This window comes from Mycobacterium sp. SMC-19, from assembly GCF_045310815.1.
Taxonomy (GTDB): Bacteria; Actinomycetota; Actinomycetes; order Mycobacteriales; family Mycobacteriaceae; genus Mycobacterium.
The window spans coordinates 86,360-104,722 of the sequence record NZ_JBJIAM010000007.1; the positions used below are offsets into that span (position 1 = coordinate 86,360).

Consider the following 18,363-nt stretch of genomic DNA (forward strand, 5'->3'; position numbering starts at 1 on the left):
ACGCAAAAAATGTTACCTGGCGTTTCGGTGAGGCAGCCGTCACAGCACCGGCGCCTCAGGCGGTCCTCAGCTGTCCGCGTCCACCTTGACGACGCGGTCGTTGCCGCGGTCGGCGACATAGACATTGCCGTGCTTGTCGACCGCAACGTCCAACGGGGCGTTGAGACCGGTGAACGGCAGCACCACCGGGATCGCGGCACCGGCTGCCAATTTCACCACCTTGTTGCGGTTGTGCTCGGTGACGTAGACGTCGCCGGCCTCGTCCACCGCGATACCCCACGGCGCGACGATCCCGGTGAAGGGCAGCACCACCTGCTCACCTGAGGCGGCCACCAGCTTGAGCACCCGGTTGTTGCCGGTGTCGGTGACGTAGACATTGCCGGCGGAGTCCACCGCCACCCCATCGGGCTTGTTGAGGCCGACGAACGGCACCGTGGTCTGGGTGTTGGTGGCCGTGTCCAGCCGCAGCACCACGTCGTTGCCGCGGTCGGCGACATAGACGTTGCCGCCGTCGGCATCCACCGCCACCCCGTCGGGGTCGTCCAGGCCGACGAACGGCAGCACCGTGTGAGTGTCGGCGTCCGCCCCGACCTTGACCACCCGGTCGTTGACGTCGGAGAAGTACACGTTGCCGATGCTGTCGACCACCACGCCGCGCGGCTGGTACTGGTCGCTGAAGGGCACCACCGTCGAGGCAGTCGAGTCGGCGGCCAGGCGCACCACCCGCCCGTGCATGCCCTCACTGGTGACGTAGACATTGCCGTCACCGTCCAGAGCCACCCCACCCGGTGAGAGCCGGTAGTCCAGGTCGGTGAACGGCAAGACGTCCTGTGGGGGTGCCGCGACCGGCGTCGCCGACGAGGGCTCCGACACCAGGTGCGTGATGCCGGCGACGACGGCGACCGCGGCGATCGCACCGGCCGCCACCAGCACCGGCTTGCGGGGCAGCCGCCACCGCCGGGACGGAGTGGGCATGGCCGAGATCGGAGTCTGCAGATCGTTACGCAGCAGGGGCGACATCGGGAACGGAGCCGGGGGCGGGCCGCCCAGACCGGCACCCAATGCAGTACCCAATCCGATGTCCGACGGCGCCCATCCTGCTCGGCTCACGGCGGCCGGCAGAGCAGTGCCGCCCCGCCTCTCGGACCGGGGCTCGGGTTCCAGGCCGCCGGGCAGATGCAGTGCGGGCTCGCCGCGCCGCAGGAACCGGGACACCTGGTGGCGTTCGGGCTCGGTCAGCGCCTGGTAGGCAGCGGCGGCGAGCTCACCGGCGCTGCTGTAGCGCTCCTCGGGTTTGCGAGCCAGCCCGCGGGCCAGCACCGTGTCGATGGCCGCCGGAACCCGCCCCGGGCGCAGCTTGCTCGGCTGCGGTGGCTCGGCGGTGCGACGTTCCTCGATCGCCTCGTCGACGCTGTCGGCTAAGAACGGACGCACCCCGCTGAGCGCCTCGGCCAACACAGCGGCCAGCGAGTAGATGTCGGCCAGGTGGGTGACCTGCTCGCCGGTCAGACGCTCGGGAGCCATGTAGGCGAGGGTGCCGACGGACGGCTTGGCCCGGGCGCCCGGTTCGGCGATCGCCGCGGCCACCCCGAAGTCCATCAGATACGCCAGATCGTCCTGGGTGACCAAGATGTTGTCGGGTTTGACGTCACGGTGCACGACATAGGCATTGTGTGCCGCGTCCAGGGCCGCGGCGACCTGCCGCACGATGGCCACCGCGCGTGGCGGGCTCAGCGGACCTCCATCGGCCAAGACGGTGGCCAGATCCGTGCCGTCGATCAGGCCCGTCTCCAGGTAGAGCACCTCATCGATCTCGCCGTAGGCGCGGATCGGCACCACATGCGGCTCGGTCAGCTGACCGGCGGCTTCGGCCTCGTCCTCCAGCCGGCTGCGGAACGCCTCGTCGGCGGAGAGCGACTCAGAGATGAGCTTCAGCGCCACTGTCTCGTCGTTGCGGGTGTCCTCGGCCCGGTAGACATCACCCACGACGCCGTGGCCGAGCAACCGCCCCAATTGATAGGGGCCGAATCGCGACCCGGTCCGCGAACCCGGCTCGGGATTGTTCACCGACGACGCTCCCTTCGACCACAGTGCCGCGCACTGCGGCGAAAGATTGGCTATCAGACTAACCGGCGCCGACGCCGCAAACGGTCACGAGATCGCGTTGACCGTAGTCAGGAGCCTGGATTTGAAGGACGCCGGCAGTGGAATGAAGCCGTACTGGTCCAGCCCGTCCTGGCCTGGACCGATCGCAGCCTGCAGGAACGCCTTGACCGCAGTGCCGGTGGCGGTGTCGGGGTATTTGGAGCAGACCGTCTGGTAGGTCGCCGACACGATCGGATAAGCACCGTGTTCGGCGGGCCGGTAGAGCGACGCCGTATCCAGCACCAGGTCGTTGTTCGGATTCGCGTCCGACACGAATTTCACCCCAGCGATCGTCTTGCCGACCGATTCGGCGGAGATCGCCACCGGTGCCGAGCCGCCCGCGGTGCTGATCTGCGCCATGGGCAGCTGCCTGCCGACCGCGAACGACCATTCGTTGTACGTGATGGATCCGTCGGTGCTCTGCAGCGCCGCCGCGACACCGTTGTTGCCGGTGGCGGCTTCGCCGATGCCGCCGTTGAACATGTCGCCGCCGCCGGCGAACCACCCGCCGTCAGAGGCGACCTCGAGGTACTTCTGGAAAGTGGCGGTGCTCGGCGACCGGTCGCTGCGATACACCACGTGGATGGGCAGCGCGGGCAGCGCGACACCGGCGTTGAGCGCCTTGATCGCGGGATTGTCCCAGCTCCCGATGGTGCCGTTGAAGATCTTCGCCAGGGTGGGCCCGTCCAGGCTCAGGCTGTTCACCCCGTTGAGGTGATAGGTGACGGCGATCGGGCCGAACACCACCGGCAGGTCCCAGGCCGGCGAACCGCACCGCTCCGCGGCCCGTTCCGGCTGCGTCTTGGTGGGGTCCAGCGCTACCTCGGAGCCGGCCAGATCGATCGCGTTGGCGATGAAGTCATCGACTCCGGCGGTGGAGCCGTTGGCGTTGTAGTCCAGTCCCTGTCCGGGGCAGGCACGGGAATAGGCGTAAGCGAACTGTTCGATCGCCCTTGCCTGGGCGGTCGAGCCGCCGGCGCGCAGTGCCTGCTTGCCCCCGCAGTCCACGCCCGCCGCCGGGTCCTCGGCGGACCCCAATTGCGCAGAGTCGTCACCACAGGCCGAAACCGTCAGTGCGCCAACAACCAGCAAGGCCGGCAGCACGGTCGATCGGCCGAATTTCACAGGACGAAACTGTACCGCGACCCGCCGCGAGCGGGCCTGGTACTGCCGGATGCGATCGGGACCGGCACTCCCCTGCCGCCCGATCAGGACCGCGACGGGATGGGCGACGACGTGTTCGACGCCGGCGAGCCTTGCCCAGAGACCAGCAGCCGCGCACCGGTCAGCGCGGCCAGCATGACCGCGACGCAGATCAGTCCGTCGTCTTTGAGGCCCCACTTGACCGCGACCAGCGTTGCGGCGCCGGCCGCCATGAGCAGCAGGCCCGCGGCGGTGCCACGGCCCGGCCCCGCCGAGATCCGGCCGTCCCAACCGGGCAGCGGGTTGTTCTCCAGTGGCCGCAACACCGTGAACAACAGCGCCACCACGGCGGCCACGACGATCAACTGCGCGACGCTGATGGCGACGAAATGCGGCAGCCCCGGGTAGCGGGCCCAGCCCAGTTGATCGAAGAGCAGGTGCACACCCAGCAGCACCGGGATATGCCACAGGTACAGCGTCATGGCCCCGGAGTTTCCGACCGCGGTCAGCCACCACACCCGGGGCCGCTGCGCCCATCGGGTGATCGCTGGCGCGACGCAGATCGCCAGCGCGCTCATCGCGATCGCGTGCCCGGCCAGCAACAGCGACGGCGGGCTGGTGTTGGACAACTGGTGGTCGCCGGTGCCCACCATGCTCAGTTGGTAGGGCCCGAACCGAACCAGTGCGACGTCGATCGCCACCATGATCACTGCGATTGCCAGCGCCGCGCGCCGCGGCAGCAATGCGCGCCGGTAGCCGACACCGAACATGGCCGGGATGAGCCAGACGGCGAGGTTGAGATAGCCGATCGGCGCCAGCGCCGGGTGTTGCAGTCGTAGTACGTCGACGACCGCTATCGCTCCGTAGACCACGGCGACACCGACGAAAAGCGTTCCGGTGGTGGCGATCCGGCACAGCAGCGGCATCGCGGCCAGCACCAGCACGTAGGCGCCGAGAAACCACAGCAGCTGAATGCTGACGCCGGCCACCGGTTCGTAGACGTGTTGCGGCAACAGCGGGCGCAGCACCGCCAGCGTGGCGGCCCAGAACCCCAGGTAGAAGAAGACCGGCCGGAACAATCGGGTGCAGCGTTTCATCAGCCAGCCTCCCCACTGTTCGCCGGGCCGCCACGTGGTCAGGCAGGCGGCGGCGCCGGCGAAGAAGAACAGCGGCATGATCTGGAAGACCCAGGTCAAGCCGGCCAGCGCGGGCGAGGCCGTCAGGAGGTTGTCCCAGATCAGCACACCGTCGCGGATGACGCTGGTGGCCATCACGGTGTGGCCGATGACGACGCCGAGCAGCGCGGTGATCCGCATGACGTCCAGGGCGCGATCGCGCCCGGCGGGCGTGGCCGCGGCCAGCTCGGTGGGGTCGGGGAAGCCCAGCAGGGTTGTCATCGCCGGTTACCTCTCGTCCTGCTGCGCCAGGCTGCGGGCGTAGCCGGTGCCCATCCCCAGCAGCAGCAGGCCCGCGACGATGAACGCCGCAACCCGGAACATGCCGTCGAGGGTGTCCAGATCGAACAGGAACAGCTTTGCGGTGGCGGCGGCGGTGAGCGCCAGGCCGGCGGTGATCGCCCAGGTGCGGGCCTCGCGGTCAGCCAAACGCAGCGCGTGGCGCAGCAGCCCGGCCGCCATCGCGATCCAGCAGAGGGTGGCCGCCATGTGGCCTGCCAAGAACCCGCCTTCGGTCCCCCCGATCGCGACACCGGCGGTGACGGTGAACGCGGTGACGGCGTAGCCGATCGACGCCCCGCCGGCCACCGCCAGGATCGGCGCATTCGCGGGTTTCGCGCCGTCGGCGCCGGCGTATGCGCGGGCCATGACGATCACCAGCGCGATCAACAGCAGGCTGGCGATCAGCGTGGACACCGTGTCTGCGGTCGGCATCGCCGTCGCGGTGATCAGGTTGTCCGGTGCCGCGTAGCCCAGGTAGACGACCGCGCCTGCGAATCCGAATCCCGCTGCGACCCACCGGGCCACACCGCTGCGTGGGCCGGCGACCGCGACGACTACCGCCATGGCCAGCAGCACCGGGGCCAGCACCGAGCCGTGCACAGCCGTGGTTACCGCGATCAGCGCGGCGACGGCGGACAGCGCCGAGAAAACCTGCACGACAACCGGCGGCAGTGCCCGATGAGCAAGGACGATCGCGAGCATGACGACCGACAGTGTCGCCGCCAGCACGGTGGCCGGCACCGTGTCGACCGCGGCGCCGGCCGCCAACACCGGGAGGGTTCCGGCGGCGGTCAGCAGCGCGAGTGCACCTGGCCGGGTGCTGGTGGGCAGCACCAACAGCCCACTGACCACGGCCAGCACCGCGCCCACGGCGCTGGCGCCGCCGACCAGCCACCGATGGTCGTCACCACTGACCGCGCCCAGCGCCAGCAGCGGCAACGTCGCGGCCGCGATGCGGGCGGCGAACATCGCCGTCCAGTCCTTGCCCAGCTGTACCGGCAGGGCCGCCGCCGACAATGCCAGCAGGAAACCGACCAGCAGCAGGTCGACGTCGCCGGTGATGATCGGGGCCAGACCGATCAGCGGGACCAGCACCAGCACCCCGAGGTGTTCGGAGTCCCAGCGCCGCGCCAGTAGCAGGCCGACGCCGCCGACCGCTGCCGCGACCACCAACCCGACGGCCGCCGGCACCCATTGGTAGTAGGCGGTGACGGCAATGATGTCCAGATAGGCTGCGGCAATCCCGGTGGCGGCCAATGCAATAGCCCCGGTCCGTCCGCCCGGTCGGCTGTGCAGCCGGCACGCCGCACCGACCAGCACGGCCGAGAGCACGAAGCCACCGGCCACCCGGATCTGCGGGCGCAAGATGCCGGCCTGGGCGGCCAGCACCAGCAGCAGCACCACGCCGACCAGCGTTACCGCGACGCCCGCGACGGCCAGTACTTTGCCGATCCAGCTCGTGTCACCCGCTGCGGTAGCAGGTTTCGGTTCTGCCGCCGCCTCCGGAAACGGTGGGTTCACCGGCATGGCCGCCGGAGTCGCCGGCTCCATCGGTACGGGAGGCGACACCGGGGCGGGCGCGGTGTGCAGTTGCCGATCCAGGTCGGCGAGTTCAGTCGAGACCCGGTAGAGCTGCCAGGACAAGGCGTGGCATTCCGCGGTAAGCCGGTGCAGCACGGCATGTGGTTCGGTCACGCAGGAAACGATGCCGCATCGGGGGCGGAGATCGGATGAGTAGGACTACTCGACTTCGCCGGTCAGCTGTCCAGGCCGTGCTCGATCGCGTAGCGGGTCAGCTCCACCCGGTTGGCGACCTGCAGCTTGCGAAATGTCGCCTGGACATGGTTTTCCACGGTGCGGTGGCTCAGGCAGAGCCGCTCGGCGATCTGCTTGGCGGACAGGCCCTTGGCCACGTGACGCAGCACCTCGGTCTCCCGCTCGGTCAGCGCGGGAGTGGCTGGCCCGGCGTCGGGGCTGCGTTCCAGGCGCCGGTATTCGCCCAGCACCAGCCCGGCCAGTCCCGGAGTGAACACCGCGCGGCCGGCTGCGGTGGCGTGCACCGCGTCGGTCAGCTCCTCCCGCGAGGCGCTTTTCACCAGATAGCCGACCGCGCCGGCTTTGACCGCCTGCAGCACGTCCTCACGCTCGTCGGAAGCCGACAACACGAGCACCCGCGATGCCGGGGAGACCTCGAGCACCGCGGTGGTCGCGGCGACCCCGTCGCCGTCTGCCAGCCGCATGTCCATCAGCACCACGTCGGGCTGCACCGCTGCGGCCCGGCGGCGCGCCGCGTCCACCCCCTCGGCGGTGGCGACCACGGTGAAGCCGGAATCGGCCAGATCGCGGGCAACGGCGTCGCGCCAGATCGGATGGTCGTCGACCACCATCACCGTCGGATGGACAGTTCCCATTCGGTTCCCTCCCCGACCTCGGTGTGCAAGACCGCGCTGCCACCCAGTGCGGCGATCCGGCCGATGATCGACTTCGATACTCCGACATGACCTTGGCGCGCGGCCTCTTCCAACACCCCGGCGGCGATGCCCACGCCGTCGTCGCGCACGCTGACGGTCACCGTCTCGCCCAGGTCTTCGCAGAGCACGAAGGCGCGGGCGTGCGCACCGGCGTGGGCCCGCACGTTGTCCAGGGCATTGCCGACGGCGGCATCGAGTTCGGCGGCCGCGTGTTGTTCCAGCAGCACCGGTGTGCCGGGCAGGCTCAGCGACACCCGATCGTCCGCGCGGCGGCTCAGCAGTGCCCGAAGATCGGTGGCGCCGACGTCCGTGGTGAAGTCCGCCGAACTCACCAGCCGGCGCAGCGCGCGTTCCTGCTCGCCGGCCAGCTCAGCCAACTCTGCTGTGGCGCCACCGATTTCGCGTCCTCGGCGGGTGACCAGGGCCAACACCTGGATGACGCCGTCGTGGACGTGTCGCGACAGCCGCTCGCGTTCCTCGGTGGCGGCGGCCAGCCGCGTTGCCCGCTGCAGGTCGTCGTGGGCTCGCCGCGCCGTCTGCGCTGCCATGCCGATCGCCAGGCCGAGGGCCAGCTCGACGATCATGGTGGCGTTGCGGCCGAAGTTGAGGCTCACGTAGCCCTTGACGAAGGCGCTGGCCGCGGTGACCACGGCCGCAGTCGCCATGCCGCCGGTCGAACCGAACTGCAGGGCAGCCGAAATGGTGGCGTTGCTGGCCCACAGTGTCGTCGGCCAGGTCTGATTGTCGAGTTCCCACTGTCGGGAGGCGACCACCTCGGTGGAGAGCATGAGGGCTACGACAACGACGATCTCGGCGATCACCCACGCCGGGCGACGGGCGAAGCCGCGCAGATAGCCGACCGCGCAGAGGCCACTGAAACCGATCAGGACCGCGAACAGTGCCCAGGCCAGCCCGGGCCGGCGCAGATCGTCGTTGATCGCGAGCTGAAATCCCAGCGCGTACAGGCAACTCAGCAGTCGGAACACCTGCGCGGCCCGCCACAGCGGGGCCACCGGGTCCAGATCTCGGGCGAGGCTCACACGAACTGCCAGGCAGCCCTGGCTATCGCCAGCTCTTCGTTGGTGGGAACCACCAAGACGGTGGTGGGCGATCGGTCGGTTGAGATGATCCGGGCGCCCTTGCCTGTGCGGTTGCGTTCGGGGTCCACCACGATGCCCAGTCCGTCCAGGCCGGCCAGCGCGTCCTCGCGCACGCTGGGCGCGTTCTCCCCCACCCCGGCCGTGAAGGCGATGGCGTCGACCCGGCCCAGCACCGCCAGGTAGGCCCCGACGTATTTGCGCAGTCGGTGAATGTAGACGTCGTAGGCCAGCCCGGCTGCCTCGCCGAGCGCGCCGCCGGCCTCCCGCTGCTCCAGCAGCTCCCGAAAGTCGTTGACCCCGCACAGGCCTTTGAGACCGGAGCGGCGGTTCAGCAGCTCGTCGAGTTCATCGACGCCCATGTGAGCGGTGCGGTTGAGGTGAAAAAGCACGCCCGGGTCGACGTCACCGCTGCGGGTCCCCATCACCAGGCCCTCCAGCGGGGTCAGTCCCATCGAGGTCTCGACGGCCACCCCGCCGCGCACGGCCGAAGCCGAGGCCCCGTTGCCCAGGTGCAGCACGATGATGTTCAGCTCGCCGGGGTCACGGCCCAGCACGGCGGCAACTTCACCGGCGACGTATTCGTGTGAGGTGCCGTGGAATCCGTAGCGGCGGATGTCGTATCGGGTTGCGACGTCGTGGTCGATGGCATAGCTGGCGGCGGCCGCCGGTAGAGAGTGGAAGAAGCCGGTGTCGAACACCGCCACATGCGGTACGTCGGGAAAGTCGTGGCGAGCCACGTCGATCCCGATCACGTTGGCCGGATTGTGCAGCGGGGCGAGCTCGGCCAGCCGCGCCACCTCCGCCACCACCTCATCGGTGATCAGTGTGGGCGCGTGGAACAGGTTGCCCCCGTGCACCACCCGGTGCCCCACAGCACGGACGGCGGCCAGGTCTATACCGGAGTCGACCAGCTGCCGATGGATCAGCCGCAGCCCGGCGGCGTGGTCGGCCACCGGACTGTCCGCCTCGCCGATCTGCTCCACCAGCCCGGACAGCAGCGCGGTACCGGCTACCGGGTCGACCAATTGGAATTTGATCGACGACGAGCCGGAGTTGAGTACCAGCACCAGACCGGACGCGGTGTCGGTCACGGAGCCACCCCCTGCGCCTGGATCGCGGTGATGGCGACGGTGTAGACGATGTCGTCGACCAGCGCACCACGGGACAAGTCGTTGACGGGCTTGGCCAGTCCCTGCAGCACCGGGCCGATCGCGATCGCACCGGCGCTGCGCTGCACCGCCTTGTAGGTGTTGTTGCCGGTGTTGAGGTCCGGGAAAACCAGCACGGTGGCTCGTCCCGCGACCGGCGAGTCCGGCATCTTGGCCGCGGCCACCCCTTCGTCGACGGCGGCGTCATATTGGATGGGGCCGTCGGCGAGCAGATCGGGGCGGCGCTCGTGTACCAATTGCGTTGCGGCACGGACTTTGTCCACGCCCGCGCCGGAACCGGATTCGCCGGTCGAGTAGGACAGCAGTGCGACTCGGGGTTCGATGCCGAACGCCGCCGCGGTGGCCGCCGAGGAGATCGCGATGTCGGCGAGTTGGTCGACGGTCGGATCGGGCACCACCGCGCAGTCCCCGTAGGCCAGCACCCGGTCGGACAGGCACATCAGGAACACGCTGGACACCGTGGACACCCCCGGTGCGGTCCGGATGATCTCGAACGCCGGCCGGATCGTGTGGGCCGTGGTGTGCACGGCGCCCGACACCATCCCGTCGGCGATCCCGGAGTGCACCATCATGGTGCCGAAATAGGAGATGTCGCGCATGATCTCGCGGGCACGGTCTTCGGTCACGCCCTTGTGCGCACGCAACCGGGCGTATTCGGCGCCGAAGGTATCGCGCAGGTCACTGGTCTCGGGGTCGATCACCCGTGCCGCGTCCAGGTCCACGCCCAGCTCGGCACCGCGCTGGCGCACCGCGCCTTCCACACCGAGCAGGGTCAGATCCACGATTCCGCGGGACAGTAACCGTCCGGCCGCCAACAAGATCCGGTCATCTGTTGCTTCCGGCAGCACGATGTGGCGACGGTCGGCCCGGGCCCGTTCCAGCAGCCGGTACTCGAACATCTGCGGGGTGATCACGGTGGACGCCGGCACCCGGATCCGCTCGGCCAGCTCGGCGCCGTCGATGTGCTCGGCGACCAGGGCAAGCGCGGTGTCGATCTTGCGCAATGCACCGACGGTGATCCGCGAGCCGGTGTGCGACACCCTTTCAGCGGTGTCGTAGGTGCGGTGGCTGGTGGCGATCAGCGGCAGCGTGGGCCGCAGTCCTTTCACCAATTTGTCGATCGCCGGGTGTGGCAGCAGACCACCGTTGAGAATGATGCCCGCCAGCGATGGGAAGCCCTGTGCTTCATGGGCGTTCACCAGCGCCAGCAGCACGTCGGAGCGGTCGGCCGGCACGATCACCACCTGGCCCTCGGACAGCCGATCGAGAATGTTCTCAGCGGTCATGCCGCCGACCATGACGCTGAGCGCTTCGCGGCGCAGCAACTCCGGGTCGCCGCTGTAGACGGTGCCCTCCAGCGCAGTGCAGAGTTCGGCCATCGTCGGGGCCGACAGCAACGCCACCTCGGGAACCGCGAACGCCGGAACGTCCGCGCCGGCCAGGCGCACCGAGATCGCCTGGGTGACATCGGCCAGCCGGTCCGGGTCGCAACGGTTGGCGATCACCGCTGCCGGATGGGCGTATACCGCGGCCACTTCGGCCAGGCAACGCTCGGTGATCTCCGCGACGGCCTCCGCGTCGCGGTTGTGGCCGTTGACCGCCAGCACCAGTGGCGCGCCGAGGTTCACCGCGACCCGGGCGTTGAAGCTCAACTCACTGGGGTTGACGACGTCGGTGTAGTCGCTGCCGACTACCAGCACGGTGTCGCAATGCCGGGCGACTTCGTGGAATCGCGCGACGATCTCCCCCAGCGCCGCCTCCCGGTCGGCGAAGACGTCCTGGTAAGTCACGCCGCGGCAGGCACTGTGGTCGTCAATGGTGGCGGTGGCATGGGCGAGCAGCAGTTCGAGTTGCCCGTCCGGCTCGTCCAGCGACCGCACGACCGGGCGGAACACGCCGACCCGCGCCGACGAGGCGGCCAGAAGGTGCAGCAGGCCCAGCGCGAGCACGGACTTGCCGGTGCCGCCCTCGGCGGCAGCGAGGTAGATGCTCGACGTGCCGGCGTTACCTTCTGGCATCGGATCAGGCCGAGGCGATCCGGTCGATCGCGGAGCCCAGTCGCGCCACCGTGCCCTCGATATCGGCCAACTTGTCCAGACCGAACAGCCCCAGCCGGAAGGTGCTGAACGTCGCCGGCTCATCGCACTGCAGCGGCACTCCCGCCGCGGTCTGCAGGCCCTGGGCCAGAAACTTTCTGCCGGTGCGGATGTCGGGGTCGGTGGTGTAGCTGACCACCACGCCGGGCGCTTCGAATCCCGGTGCGGCCACGCTGGGGAAGCCCCGCTCGGCCAGCAGCGCACGCACCTTGCGCCCCAGGGTGAACTGCTGCTCGCGCACGGCATCAAACCCGCGTTCGCGGGTCTCGGCCATGGCGTCGCGAAGGCCGCTGATCACGCCGGTCGGCATGGTCGCGTGGTAGGCGTGGCCACCGTTCTCGTAGGCCAGCATGATCTCGCGCCACTTCTTCAGGTCCAGCGCGAAGCTGGTGCTCTGGGTGCGCTCCATGACCTCCAGCGCCCTGCCCGACAGGCCGACCATGGCACAGCCCGGCTCGGCACTCCAGTCCTTCTGTGGCGCGGTCACCAAGACGTCCACCCCGAGGGCCGCCATGTCCGCCCAGACCACGCCGGCGGCGATGCAGTCCAGGACGAACAGGCCGCCCACCGCGGCCGTCGCCGCGCCGATGCGCGCCAGGTAGTCGTCGGGCAGCAAGATTCCACTGGCGGTTTCGACGTGCGGAACGCAGACCACCGCCGGCCGGATTCGCGCGATCGCCTCCTCGACTTCGTCGATGGGCGCGGGAGCGAAGGGCGCCTGGTCGCCGTCGCCGGTCGGACGGGCCTTGAGCACCGTGACACGGTCGGTGATGCGGCCGGCCGCAAGGATCTGGCTCCAGCGGTAGCTGAAGAACCCGTTCCGGACGACGAGCACGTCAGCGTCGTTGGCGAACTGCCGCGCTACCGCCTCCATGCCGCACGTCCCGTTGCCGGGCACAATGACTGCCGCGTCGGCGTGGTAGACCTCGCGCAGCATGGCCGAGACGTCGTTCATGACGTCCTGGAAGCGTGCGGACATGTGGTTGAGTGCCCGGTCGGTGTAGACGACGGAGTACTCCAGCAAACCGTCGGGGTCGACCTCGGGAAGAAGTCCTGGCATGAAGCCTCTCCTAGGTGGGACGGACAGCGCCGACTGCCAATCTTAGGGCGGTCGGATTCCTTCGTTCACCGATGCGCGCGAACGCCTCAGCCGATCTCGACATCGGATATGTTGCGGCCGCCGAGCCATAGGCCCAGCGCTTCTGCGGTGCCGTGCACAACGGTGCCACGGCCACGGGGCCGGCCGATCCCGTTGGTGGGCTCGACCCGATACCGCAGCAGCGTCGGCTGCAGCTTCTGCACGGTCAGGCTCACTCCCTCGGCCAGGATCGCGGCCTCTTCAACCGGCGGGATCTCCCGGCTACGGCCCAGCCCGCGCAGCACATCCTGGTGATGCATCGCCAAGTCGCCCAACAGGAGCCCGGCCACCACGCGATCGGGCACCTGCGCCCAGCGCCGGGCGTCGGCGATCAACTCGGCTCGGTCGCGACCACGTCCCTCCGCGACGACCTCGGCGTTGATCTTGTGCAACCGCCACGGAGCACGCAGGTATCTGCCGATCTCGGAAGTACCGATCAGATGGGCCAGTACGTCACGCGGCGACCATTGGGTGCACAGGGTGGTGCCGTGGTCGAATTCGTCGTCGCCGAGCCCGTCGACTGTGTCGACGAAGGCATGCCGCGCCGCGCGGACGATGTCGATCCGGTTTGTCATCGCCGCGGTGTCAGCGCAGTAGGTGTCGGCTCATGACGACGCGCTGGATCTGGTTGGTGCCCTCATAGATCTGGGTGATCTTGGCGTCGCGCATCATCCGCTCCACCGGGAAATCAGTGGTGTAACCCGCCCCACCGAACAACTGCACGGCGTCGGTGGTGACCTCCATCGCCACGTCCGAGGCGAAACATTTCGATGCCGCCGAGATGAAACCCAACCCGGTCTCACCGCGCTCGGCACGTGCCGCCGCCGAGTACACCATCAACCGAGCAGCCTCGAGCTTCATCGCCATATCGGCCAACATGAACTGCACACCCTGGAAGGTGCTGATGTTCTTCCCGAACTGCTTACGGTCCTTGGTGTACTCAATCGCCGCGTCCAACGCACCCTGCGCAATGCCAACCGCCTGAGCGCCGATGGTCGGACGGGTGTGGTCCAACGTCCGCAGCGCGGTCTTGAAGCCAGTACCGGGCTCACCGATGATCCGGTCGCCGGGGATCCGGCAGTTCTCGAAATACAGCTCGGTCGTGGGCGAACCCTTGATGCCGAGCTTGTGCTCCTTGGGCCCGATGGTGAAGCCCTCGTCGTCGATGTGGACCATGAACGCCGAGATCCCATTGGCATCCAAATCCGGGTCGGTCACCGCCATCACCGTGTACCAACTGGATTTTCCGCCATTGGTGATCCAGCACTTGGAACCATTGAGAATCCAGTCATCCCCATCAGCCTTGGCCCGCGTCCGCATCGCCGCGGCATCACTGCCCGCCTCACGCTCGGACAGTGCATAGGAGGCCATCACCTCACCAGAGGCCAAACCCGGCAACACCTGCGCCTTGAGCTCATCAGAACCCGACAAGATCAAACCCATCGTGCCCAACTTGTTCACCGCCGGAATCAACGACGACGACGCACACACCCGGGCGACCTCTTCGATCACGATGCAGGCGGCGACCGAGTCCGCACCCTGACCGCCGTACTCCTCCGGGACGTGCACGGCATTGAAGCCCGACGCATTCAACGCGGCCAGGGCCTCTTCGGGGAACCGGGCCTTCTCATCAACATCCTTGGCGTACGGAGCGATCTCCTTCTCCGCCAACGCCCGAATCGCCGCCCGCAACTCATCATGCTCCTCGGGCAACTTGAACAGATCAAACGAGGGATTCCCGGCCCACCCAGCCATCACAGCCTCCTAAGCTACTCGCCGGTAACTTTACCTTGAAGCATCGCGTCCTTCGCAAGCACGCTCGCGGCCAGCTGGTCTTGAAATGCCGCCATGCGGGCCCGCAGCGCGGCGTCGGCTGAGCCCAGAATACGCACTGCAAGCAAACCCGCGTTGCGTGCGCCGCCGATAGAAACGGTGGCCACAGGCACTCCGGCCGGCATCTGCACGATCGACAGCAAAGAGTCCATGCCGTCCAGGCGGGCCAGCGGGACCGGCACCCCGATCACCGGCAGCGGTGTGGCCGAAGCCACCATCCCGGGCAGGTGCGCGGCTCCGCCCGCCCCGGCGATGATCACCTCGATGCCGCGGCCGGCGGCGTCGCGGGCGTAGTCGAACATCCGTTGCGGGGTGCGGTGCGCCGAGACCACCCCGACCTCGAACGGGATCTCGAACTCGGCCAACGCGAGCGCGGCCTCTTCCATCACCGACCAGTCGCTGTCGCTGCCCATGATGACGCCGACCCGGGGTCCGGGCTTGTGCTCAGTCATGCGGATCCCATCCATCGCTCCATTCCCCGTGCGACAACCAGTGTGCCGCGCTTTCGGCCCGCTCGCGCAGGTTCGCCGAGTCCTTTGTGTCCGCACCCAAGAGGTTGATGTGGCCGATTTTGCGGCCCGGCCGTTCGTCCTTGCCGTAGAGGTGGACTCGGGCGTCGGGATAGCGGGCGAACAGGTGGTGCAACCGCTCGTCCATCGTCATCGCTGGCGTTTGCGGGGCGCCGAGGACATTGGCCATCACGGTCACGGCCGCCACCGGTGTGGTTGCGCCGAGCGGATAGTCCAGCACCGCGCGCAGATGCTGTTCGAACTGGCTGGTGGCGGCACCGTCCATGGTCCAGTGTCCCGAGTTGTGCGGCCGCATCGCCAGCTCGTTGACCAACACCTGGCCATCTACGGTTTCGAACAGTTCGACGGCCAGTACCCCGACCACGCCCAGCTCATCGGCCAACCGCAGCGCCAATTGTTGTGCAGCAGCAGCGGATTCGTCTGGAAGATCGGGAGCGGGAGCGATCACCGTCACGCAGATTCCGCTCTCTTGAACGGTCTCGACCACCGGCCACGCCGCGCCCTGACCGAAAGGGGACCGCGCTACCAGCGCCGAGAGTTCCCGGCGCATAGCGACCCGCTCTTCGGCCAGTACCGGTACTCCGGCGGCCAGATAGTCGGCAACGACCGCCCGGGCCTGGTCCACGTCGTCGACGATGAACACCCCGCGCCCGTCGTAGCCGCCTCGGGCCGCCTTCACCACCATCGGGCCGCCGGTCAGGGCCGCGAAGTCGTCGAGATCCTCGGACGTCTCGATCGCGGCGAACCGCGGCACCGGCGCGCCCAGCTCTGCCAGCTTGCGGCGCATCACCAGCTTGTCCTGGGCGTGCAGCAGCGCCGCGGGCGGCGGCGCGACGTTGACACCCTCGGCGATCAGTTGGTCCAGCAGCTCGCTCGGGACATGCTCGTGGTCGAAGGTGAGCACGGTGGCTCCGGAGGCGGCCCGGCGCAGGTCATCGAGGTTGGTGTGGGATCCGATCACCAAGTCCGGGGTGACCTGGGCGGCCGGCTCGTCGGCCGCGGCGGCCAGCACCCGCAGCCGCTGTCCGAGCGCGATCGCGGCCTGATGGGTCATCCGCGCCAGCTGGCCGCCGCCCACCATGGCGACGAGGGGGCTGCGTCCGCCCGCAGGGGGCGTCGGGGTGGGGGGGTTCGGCACGGCCAATATCGTGTCACGCCGGTGCGCGGCGATCGCAAGTGCTGCGCAGCGAGGTCGTTACGCAGTCGTTAGGCGCGGAGGGGGCCGAGTCCGTACACTGGCAACTTGTGTCTTTTACCGACGCCACGATCGCCCGCCTGCCGCGGGTGATCCGTCCGCTGGCCGAACGCCATCATGAGCTGATCAAGTTCGCCATCGTCGGCGCGACCACATTCCTCATCGACTCGGCGCTGTTCTACACCCTCAAGCTGACCATCCTGTCGCCCAAGCCCGTCACGGCCAAGGTCATCTCGGGGATCGTCGCGGTGATCGCCTCCTACATCCTCAACCGGGAGTGGAGCTTCAAGGATCGGGGCGGCCGGGAGCGTCACCACGAGGCGCTGCTGTTCTTCGGGGTCAGTGGCGTCGGCGTGGTGTTGTCCATGGCGCCGTTGTGGTTCTCCAGCTACGTACTTGGGCTGCGGGCGCCCATGGTGTCGTTGACCGTCGAGAACCTGTCGGACTTCGTCTCGGCTTACATCATCGGCAACCTGCTGCAGATGGCGTTCCGGTTCTGGGCGTTCCGCCGCTGGGTCTTTCCGGATGAGTTCGCTCGCAGCACCGACGCCGTGCTGGACGCGACGATCGAGACCGGCGCGCTCGCCGAGGCGATCGAGGATTCACTGGAGGGCGGCCCCGATACCGGCGTCGTGACGCTTTTCCGGCGTCCGGCCCGTCATCAACCGCCGGCGGACGGCCTGTCGAAGACGTCCTGACCGGGGCCGCCGAAGTCCTTCCGGTCGGAGCCGTCGAAGACTTCCCGGTAGAGAAGCGTATGAACCTGCTCCACCCGCGGGATGTCGTAGAACTCCAACGGTTCCTGTGAAGCCGACTCGATGATCAGCGTCCCGGTTCGCAAGATCCGGTCAATGAACCCATGGACGAACTCCACACTGTTGATCCGCGCCAGAGCGATATCGATGCCCCTGCGGGTCAGCAATCCGTGCCGGAACATCACGCGCCGGTCGGTGACGACGAAATGCGTCGTCAGCCAACTCAGGAACGGCCAGAGCGTGAGCCAGCCGACCACTACCAGCCAGATCGCCCAGATCACCCCGAAGACGACGTTCTTGGCGACCGGATCCCAAGTCCGCGGGTTGACGAACCCGGCGGCGAACGCGGCGAGGGCGGTGGCCAGAAACAGCGCCAGTACCGGCAGGATCAGACGTTTGACGTGGGGGTGGCGATGCAACACCACCTGTTCGTCCTCGGCCAGCACGTTCTCCGGGTAACCCACGGCCGGCCCTAACCGCTGCCCGTATTCGGGCGCAGCCGGGTGACGTCGCCTGCCGACACCGTGACGGTGCCATTCCCGGTGTTGATCACCAGGCGGCCGGCGTCATCGATGGCCTCGGCGAGCCCCTCCACTCGTTGGTCGCCGGGGATGTCGGCGCGCACCTGGGCTCCCAGCGTGCAGCTGTGCCGCCGATAGTCCGACACCAGGGCGTCGTCCGCCCCACCGGCCGCGCGCCAGGCCGCGACCCGAGCCGCGAGGTGGCGAAGAACCTTGTCGGCAAGGGCATTTCGATCAAGCACCGAGGACCCGAGCATGGCCAACGAGACCGCTACGGGATCCGGAGCCTCCTCGGCGGTCATCGTCACGTTGAGCCCGAGCCCCACCACGATCAGCTGCTTCGGGGCGGCTACCTCGGCGAGGATGCCGGCCAGCTTGCCGTCGCCGGCGATAACGTCGTTGGGCCACTTCAGGCCCACCTGCAGGCCCGAGGCTTCGGCGATCGCATCGGCGACTGCGACCCCGGTCGCCAGCGTCAGCCAGCCCCAACCCGATGTCGGCACCGTCGCGGCGGCGACTCCCACCGACAGCGCGAGCTGGCTGCGCGCCGGGGCACTCCAGTGTCGACCGTGACGCCCACGGCCGGCCGTCTGATTTTCAGCCAGCAGTACGGCGCCGTCGATGTCCTCCCCCGCTGCGGCGCGGGCCAACAGATCGGCATTGGTGGAACCGGTGTCGTCGACGACATCCACGGTGCGCCATGGCCCGCTCGAACCGGCCAGCCCATCTCGCAGAGCGGTCACATCCAGCGGCGGCCGTGGCACAAGACTCATTGCGCCAGCTTACTCAACCGGCGCTGCAGCCACGCCG

16 protein-coding genes are annotated in these 18,363 nt (G+C 68.5%); 1 reads left to right on the forward strand and 15 read right to left on the reverse strand.

The genetic code is table 11. The features are described from left to right. Nucleotides 1-66: 66 nt before the first annotated feature. The 13 genes from ACJH5R_RS16485 to ACJH5R_RS16545 form a co-directional block, all read right to left on the reverse strand. Complete coding sequence (locus ACJH5R_RS16485) at nt 67-2,067, reverse strand: serine/threonine-protein kinase PknD (RefSeq protein WP_406782380.1); 2,001 nt, start codon at nt 2,065-2,067, stop codon at nt 67-69. An 84-nt stretch (nt 2,068-2,151) separates the two neighbouring features. Continuing rightward, nucleotides 2,152-3,270 carry a phosphate ABC transporter substrate-binding protein PstS gene (pstS, locus tag ACJH5R_RS16490; RefSeq protein WP_406782381.1) on the reverse strand — a complete coding sequence of 373 codons (1,119 nt, stop codon included), beginning with the start codon at nt 3,268-3,270 and terminating at the stop codon, nt 2,152-2,154. Nucleotides 3,271-3,353: 83 nt separating this feature from the next. Next, the gene (locus ACJH5R_RS16495) at nt 3,354-4,685 is read right to left on the reverse strand and encodes an acyltransferase (protein WP_406782382.1); all 1,332 of its coding nucleotides are present in this window, start codon (nt 4,683-4,685) and stop codon (nt 3,354-3,356) included. A gap of 6 nt (nt 4,686-4,691) precedes the next feature. Then, nucleotides 4,692-6,440, reverse strand: a complete 1,749-nt coding sequence (locus tag ACJH5R_RS16500) for a DUF2339 domain-containing protein (RefSeq protein ID WP_406782383.1) — start codon at nt 6,438-6,440, stop codon at nt 4,692-4,694. Between the two features lie 62 nt (nt 6,441-6,502). Then, nucleotides 6,503-7,156: a response regulator gene (locus ACJH5R_RS16505; RefSeq protein ID WP_406782384.1), complete on the reverse strand. Its 654-nt coding sequence runs from the start codon at nt 7,154-7,156 to the stop codon at nt 6,503-6,505. Then, nucleotides 7,132-8,256 (reverse strand): MacS family sensor histidine kinase, encoded by a 1,125-nt coding sequence (gene macS, locus ACJH5R_RS16510; protein ID WP_406782385.1) that lies wholly within the window; start codon nt 8,254-8,256, stop codon nt 7,132-7,134. Before macS ends, ACJH5R_RS16505 begins: the two co-directional genes overlap by 25 nt. After that, nucleotides 8,253-9,407: an acetate kinase gene (locus tag ACJH5R_RS16515; protein WP_406782386.1), complete on the reverse strand. Its 1,155-nt coding sequence runs from the start codon at nt 9,405-9,407 to the stop codon at nt 8,253-8,255. The genes macS and ACJH5R_RS16515 overlap by 4 nt, the downstream gene beginning before the upstream one ends. After that, nucleotides 9,404-11,503 (reverse strand): phosphate acetyltransferase, encoded by a 2,100-nt coding sequence (gene pta / locus ACJH5R_RS16520; protein ID WP_406782387.1) that lies wholly within the window; start codon nt 11,501-11,503, stop codon nt 9,404-9,406. Before pta ends, ACJH5R_RS16515 begins: the two co-directional genes overlap by 4 nt. Before the next feature lie 4 nt (nt 11,504-11,507). Next, nucleotides 11,508-12,641 (reverse strand): aminotransferase class V-fold PLP-dependent enzyme, encoded by a 1,134-nt coding sequence (locus tag ACJH5R_RS16525; protein ID WP_406758102.1) that lies wholly within the window; start codon nt 12,639-12,641, stop codon nt 11,508-11,510. A gap of 86 nt (nt 12,642-12,727) precedes the next feature. Continuing rightward, the gene (locus tag ACJH5R_RS16530; RefSeq protein WP_406782388.1) at nt 12,728-13,294 is read right to left on the reverse strand and encodes a maleylpyruvate isomerase family mycothiol-dependent enzyme; all 567 of its coding nucleotides are present in this window, start codon (nt 13,292-13,294) and stop codon (nt 12,728-12,730) included. Between the two features lie 10 nt (nt 13,295-13,304). Next, complete coding sequence (locus ACJH5R_RS16535) at nt 13,305-14,474, reverse strand: acyl-CoA dehydrogenase (RefSeq protein WP_406758100.1); 1,170 nt, start codon at nt 14,472-14,474, stop codon at nt 13,305-13,307. Between the two features lie 14 nt (nt 14,475-14,488). Next, a complete protein-coding gene (gene purE, locus ACJH5R_RS16540; RefSeq protein WP_406758099.1) occupies nt 14,489-15,004 on the reverse strand; it encodes a 5-(carboxyamino)imidazole ribonucleotide mutase in 516 nt (171 codons plus the stop codon). Continuing rightward, a complete protein-coding gene (locus ACJH5R_RS16545) occupies nt 14,997-16,163 on the reverse strand; it encodes a 5-(carboxyamino)imidazole ribonucleotide synthase (protein ID WP_406758197.1) in 1,167 nt (388 codons plus the stop codon). The genes purE and ACJH5R_RS16545 overlap by 8 nt, the downstream gene beginning before the upstream one ends. Before the next feature lie 164 nt (nt 16,164-16,327). Here ACJH5R_RS16545 and ACJH5R_RS16550 point away from each other — a divergent pair, with 164 nt between their 5' ends. Continuing rightward, complete coding sequence (locus tag ACJH5R_RS16550; protein WP_406758098.1) at nt 16,328-16,975, forward strand: GtrA family protein; 648 nt, start codon at nt 16,328-16,330, stop codon at nt 16,973-16,975. On the opposite strand, the gene ACJH5R_RS16555 is transcribed toward ACJH5R_RS16550, so the two are convergent. Next, a complete protein-coding gene (locus ACJH5R_RS16555) occupies nt 16,939-17,496 on the reverse strand; it encodes a PH domain-containing protein (RefSeq protein ID WP_406758097.1) in 558 nt (185 codons plus the stop codon). The two genes, ACJH5R_RS16550 and ACJH5R_RS16555, sit on opposite strands and share 37 nt — an antisense overlap. A gap of 8 nt (nt 17,497-17,504) precedes the next feature. Next, nucleotides 17,505-18,326 carry a biotin--[acetyl-CoA-carboxylase] ligase gene (locus ACJH5R_RS16560; RefSeq protein ID WP_406758096.1) on the reverse strand — a complete coding sequence of 274 codons (822 nt, stop codon included), beginning with the start codon at nt 18,324-18,326 and terminating at the stop codon, nt 17,505-17,507. Between the last annotated feature and the right edge of the window lie 37 nt (nt 18,327-18,363).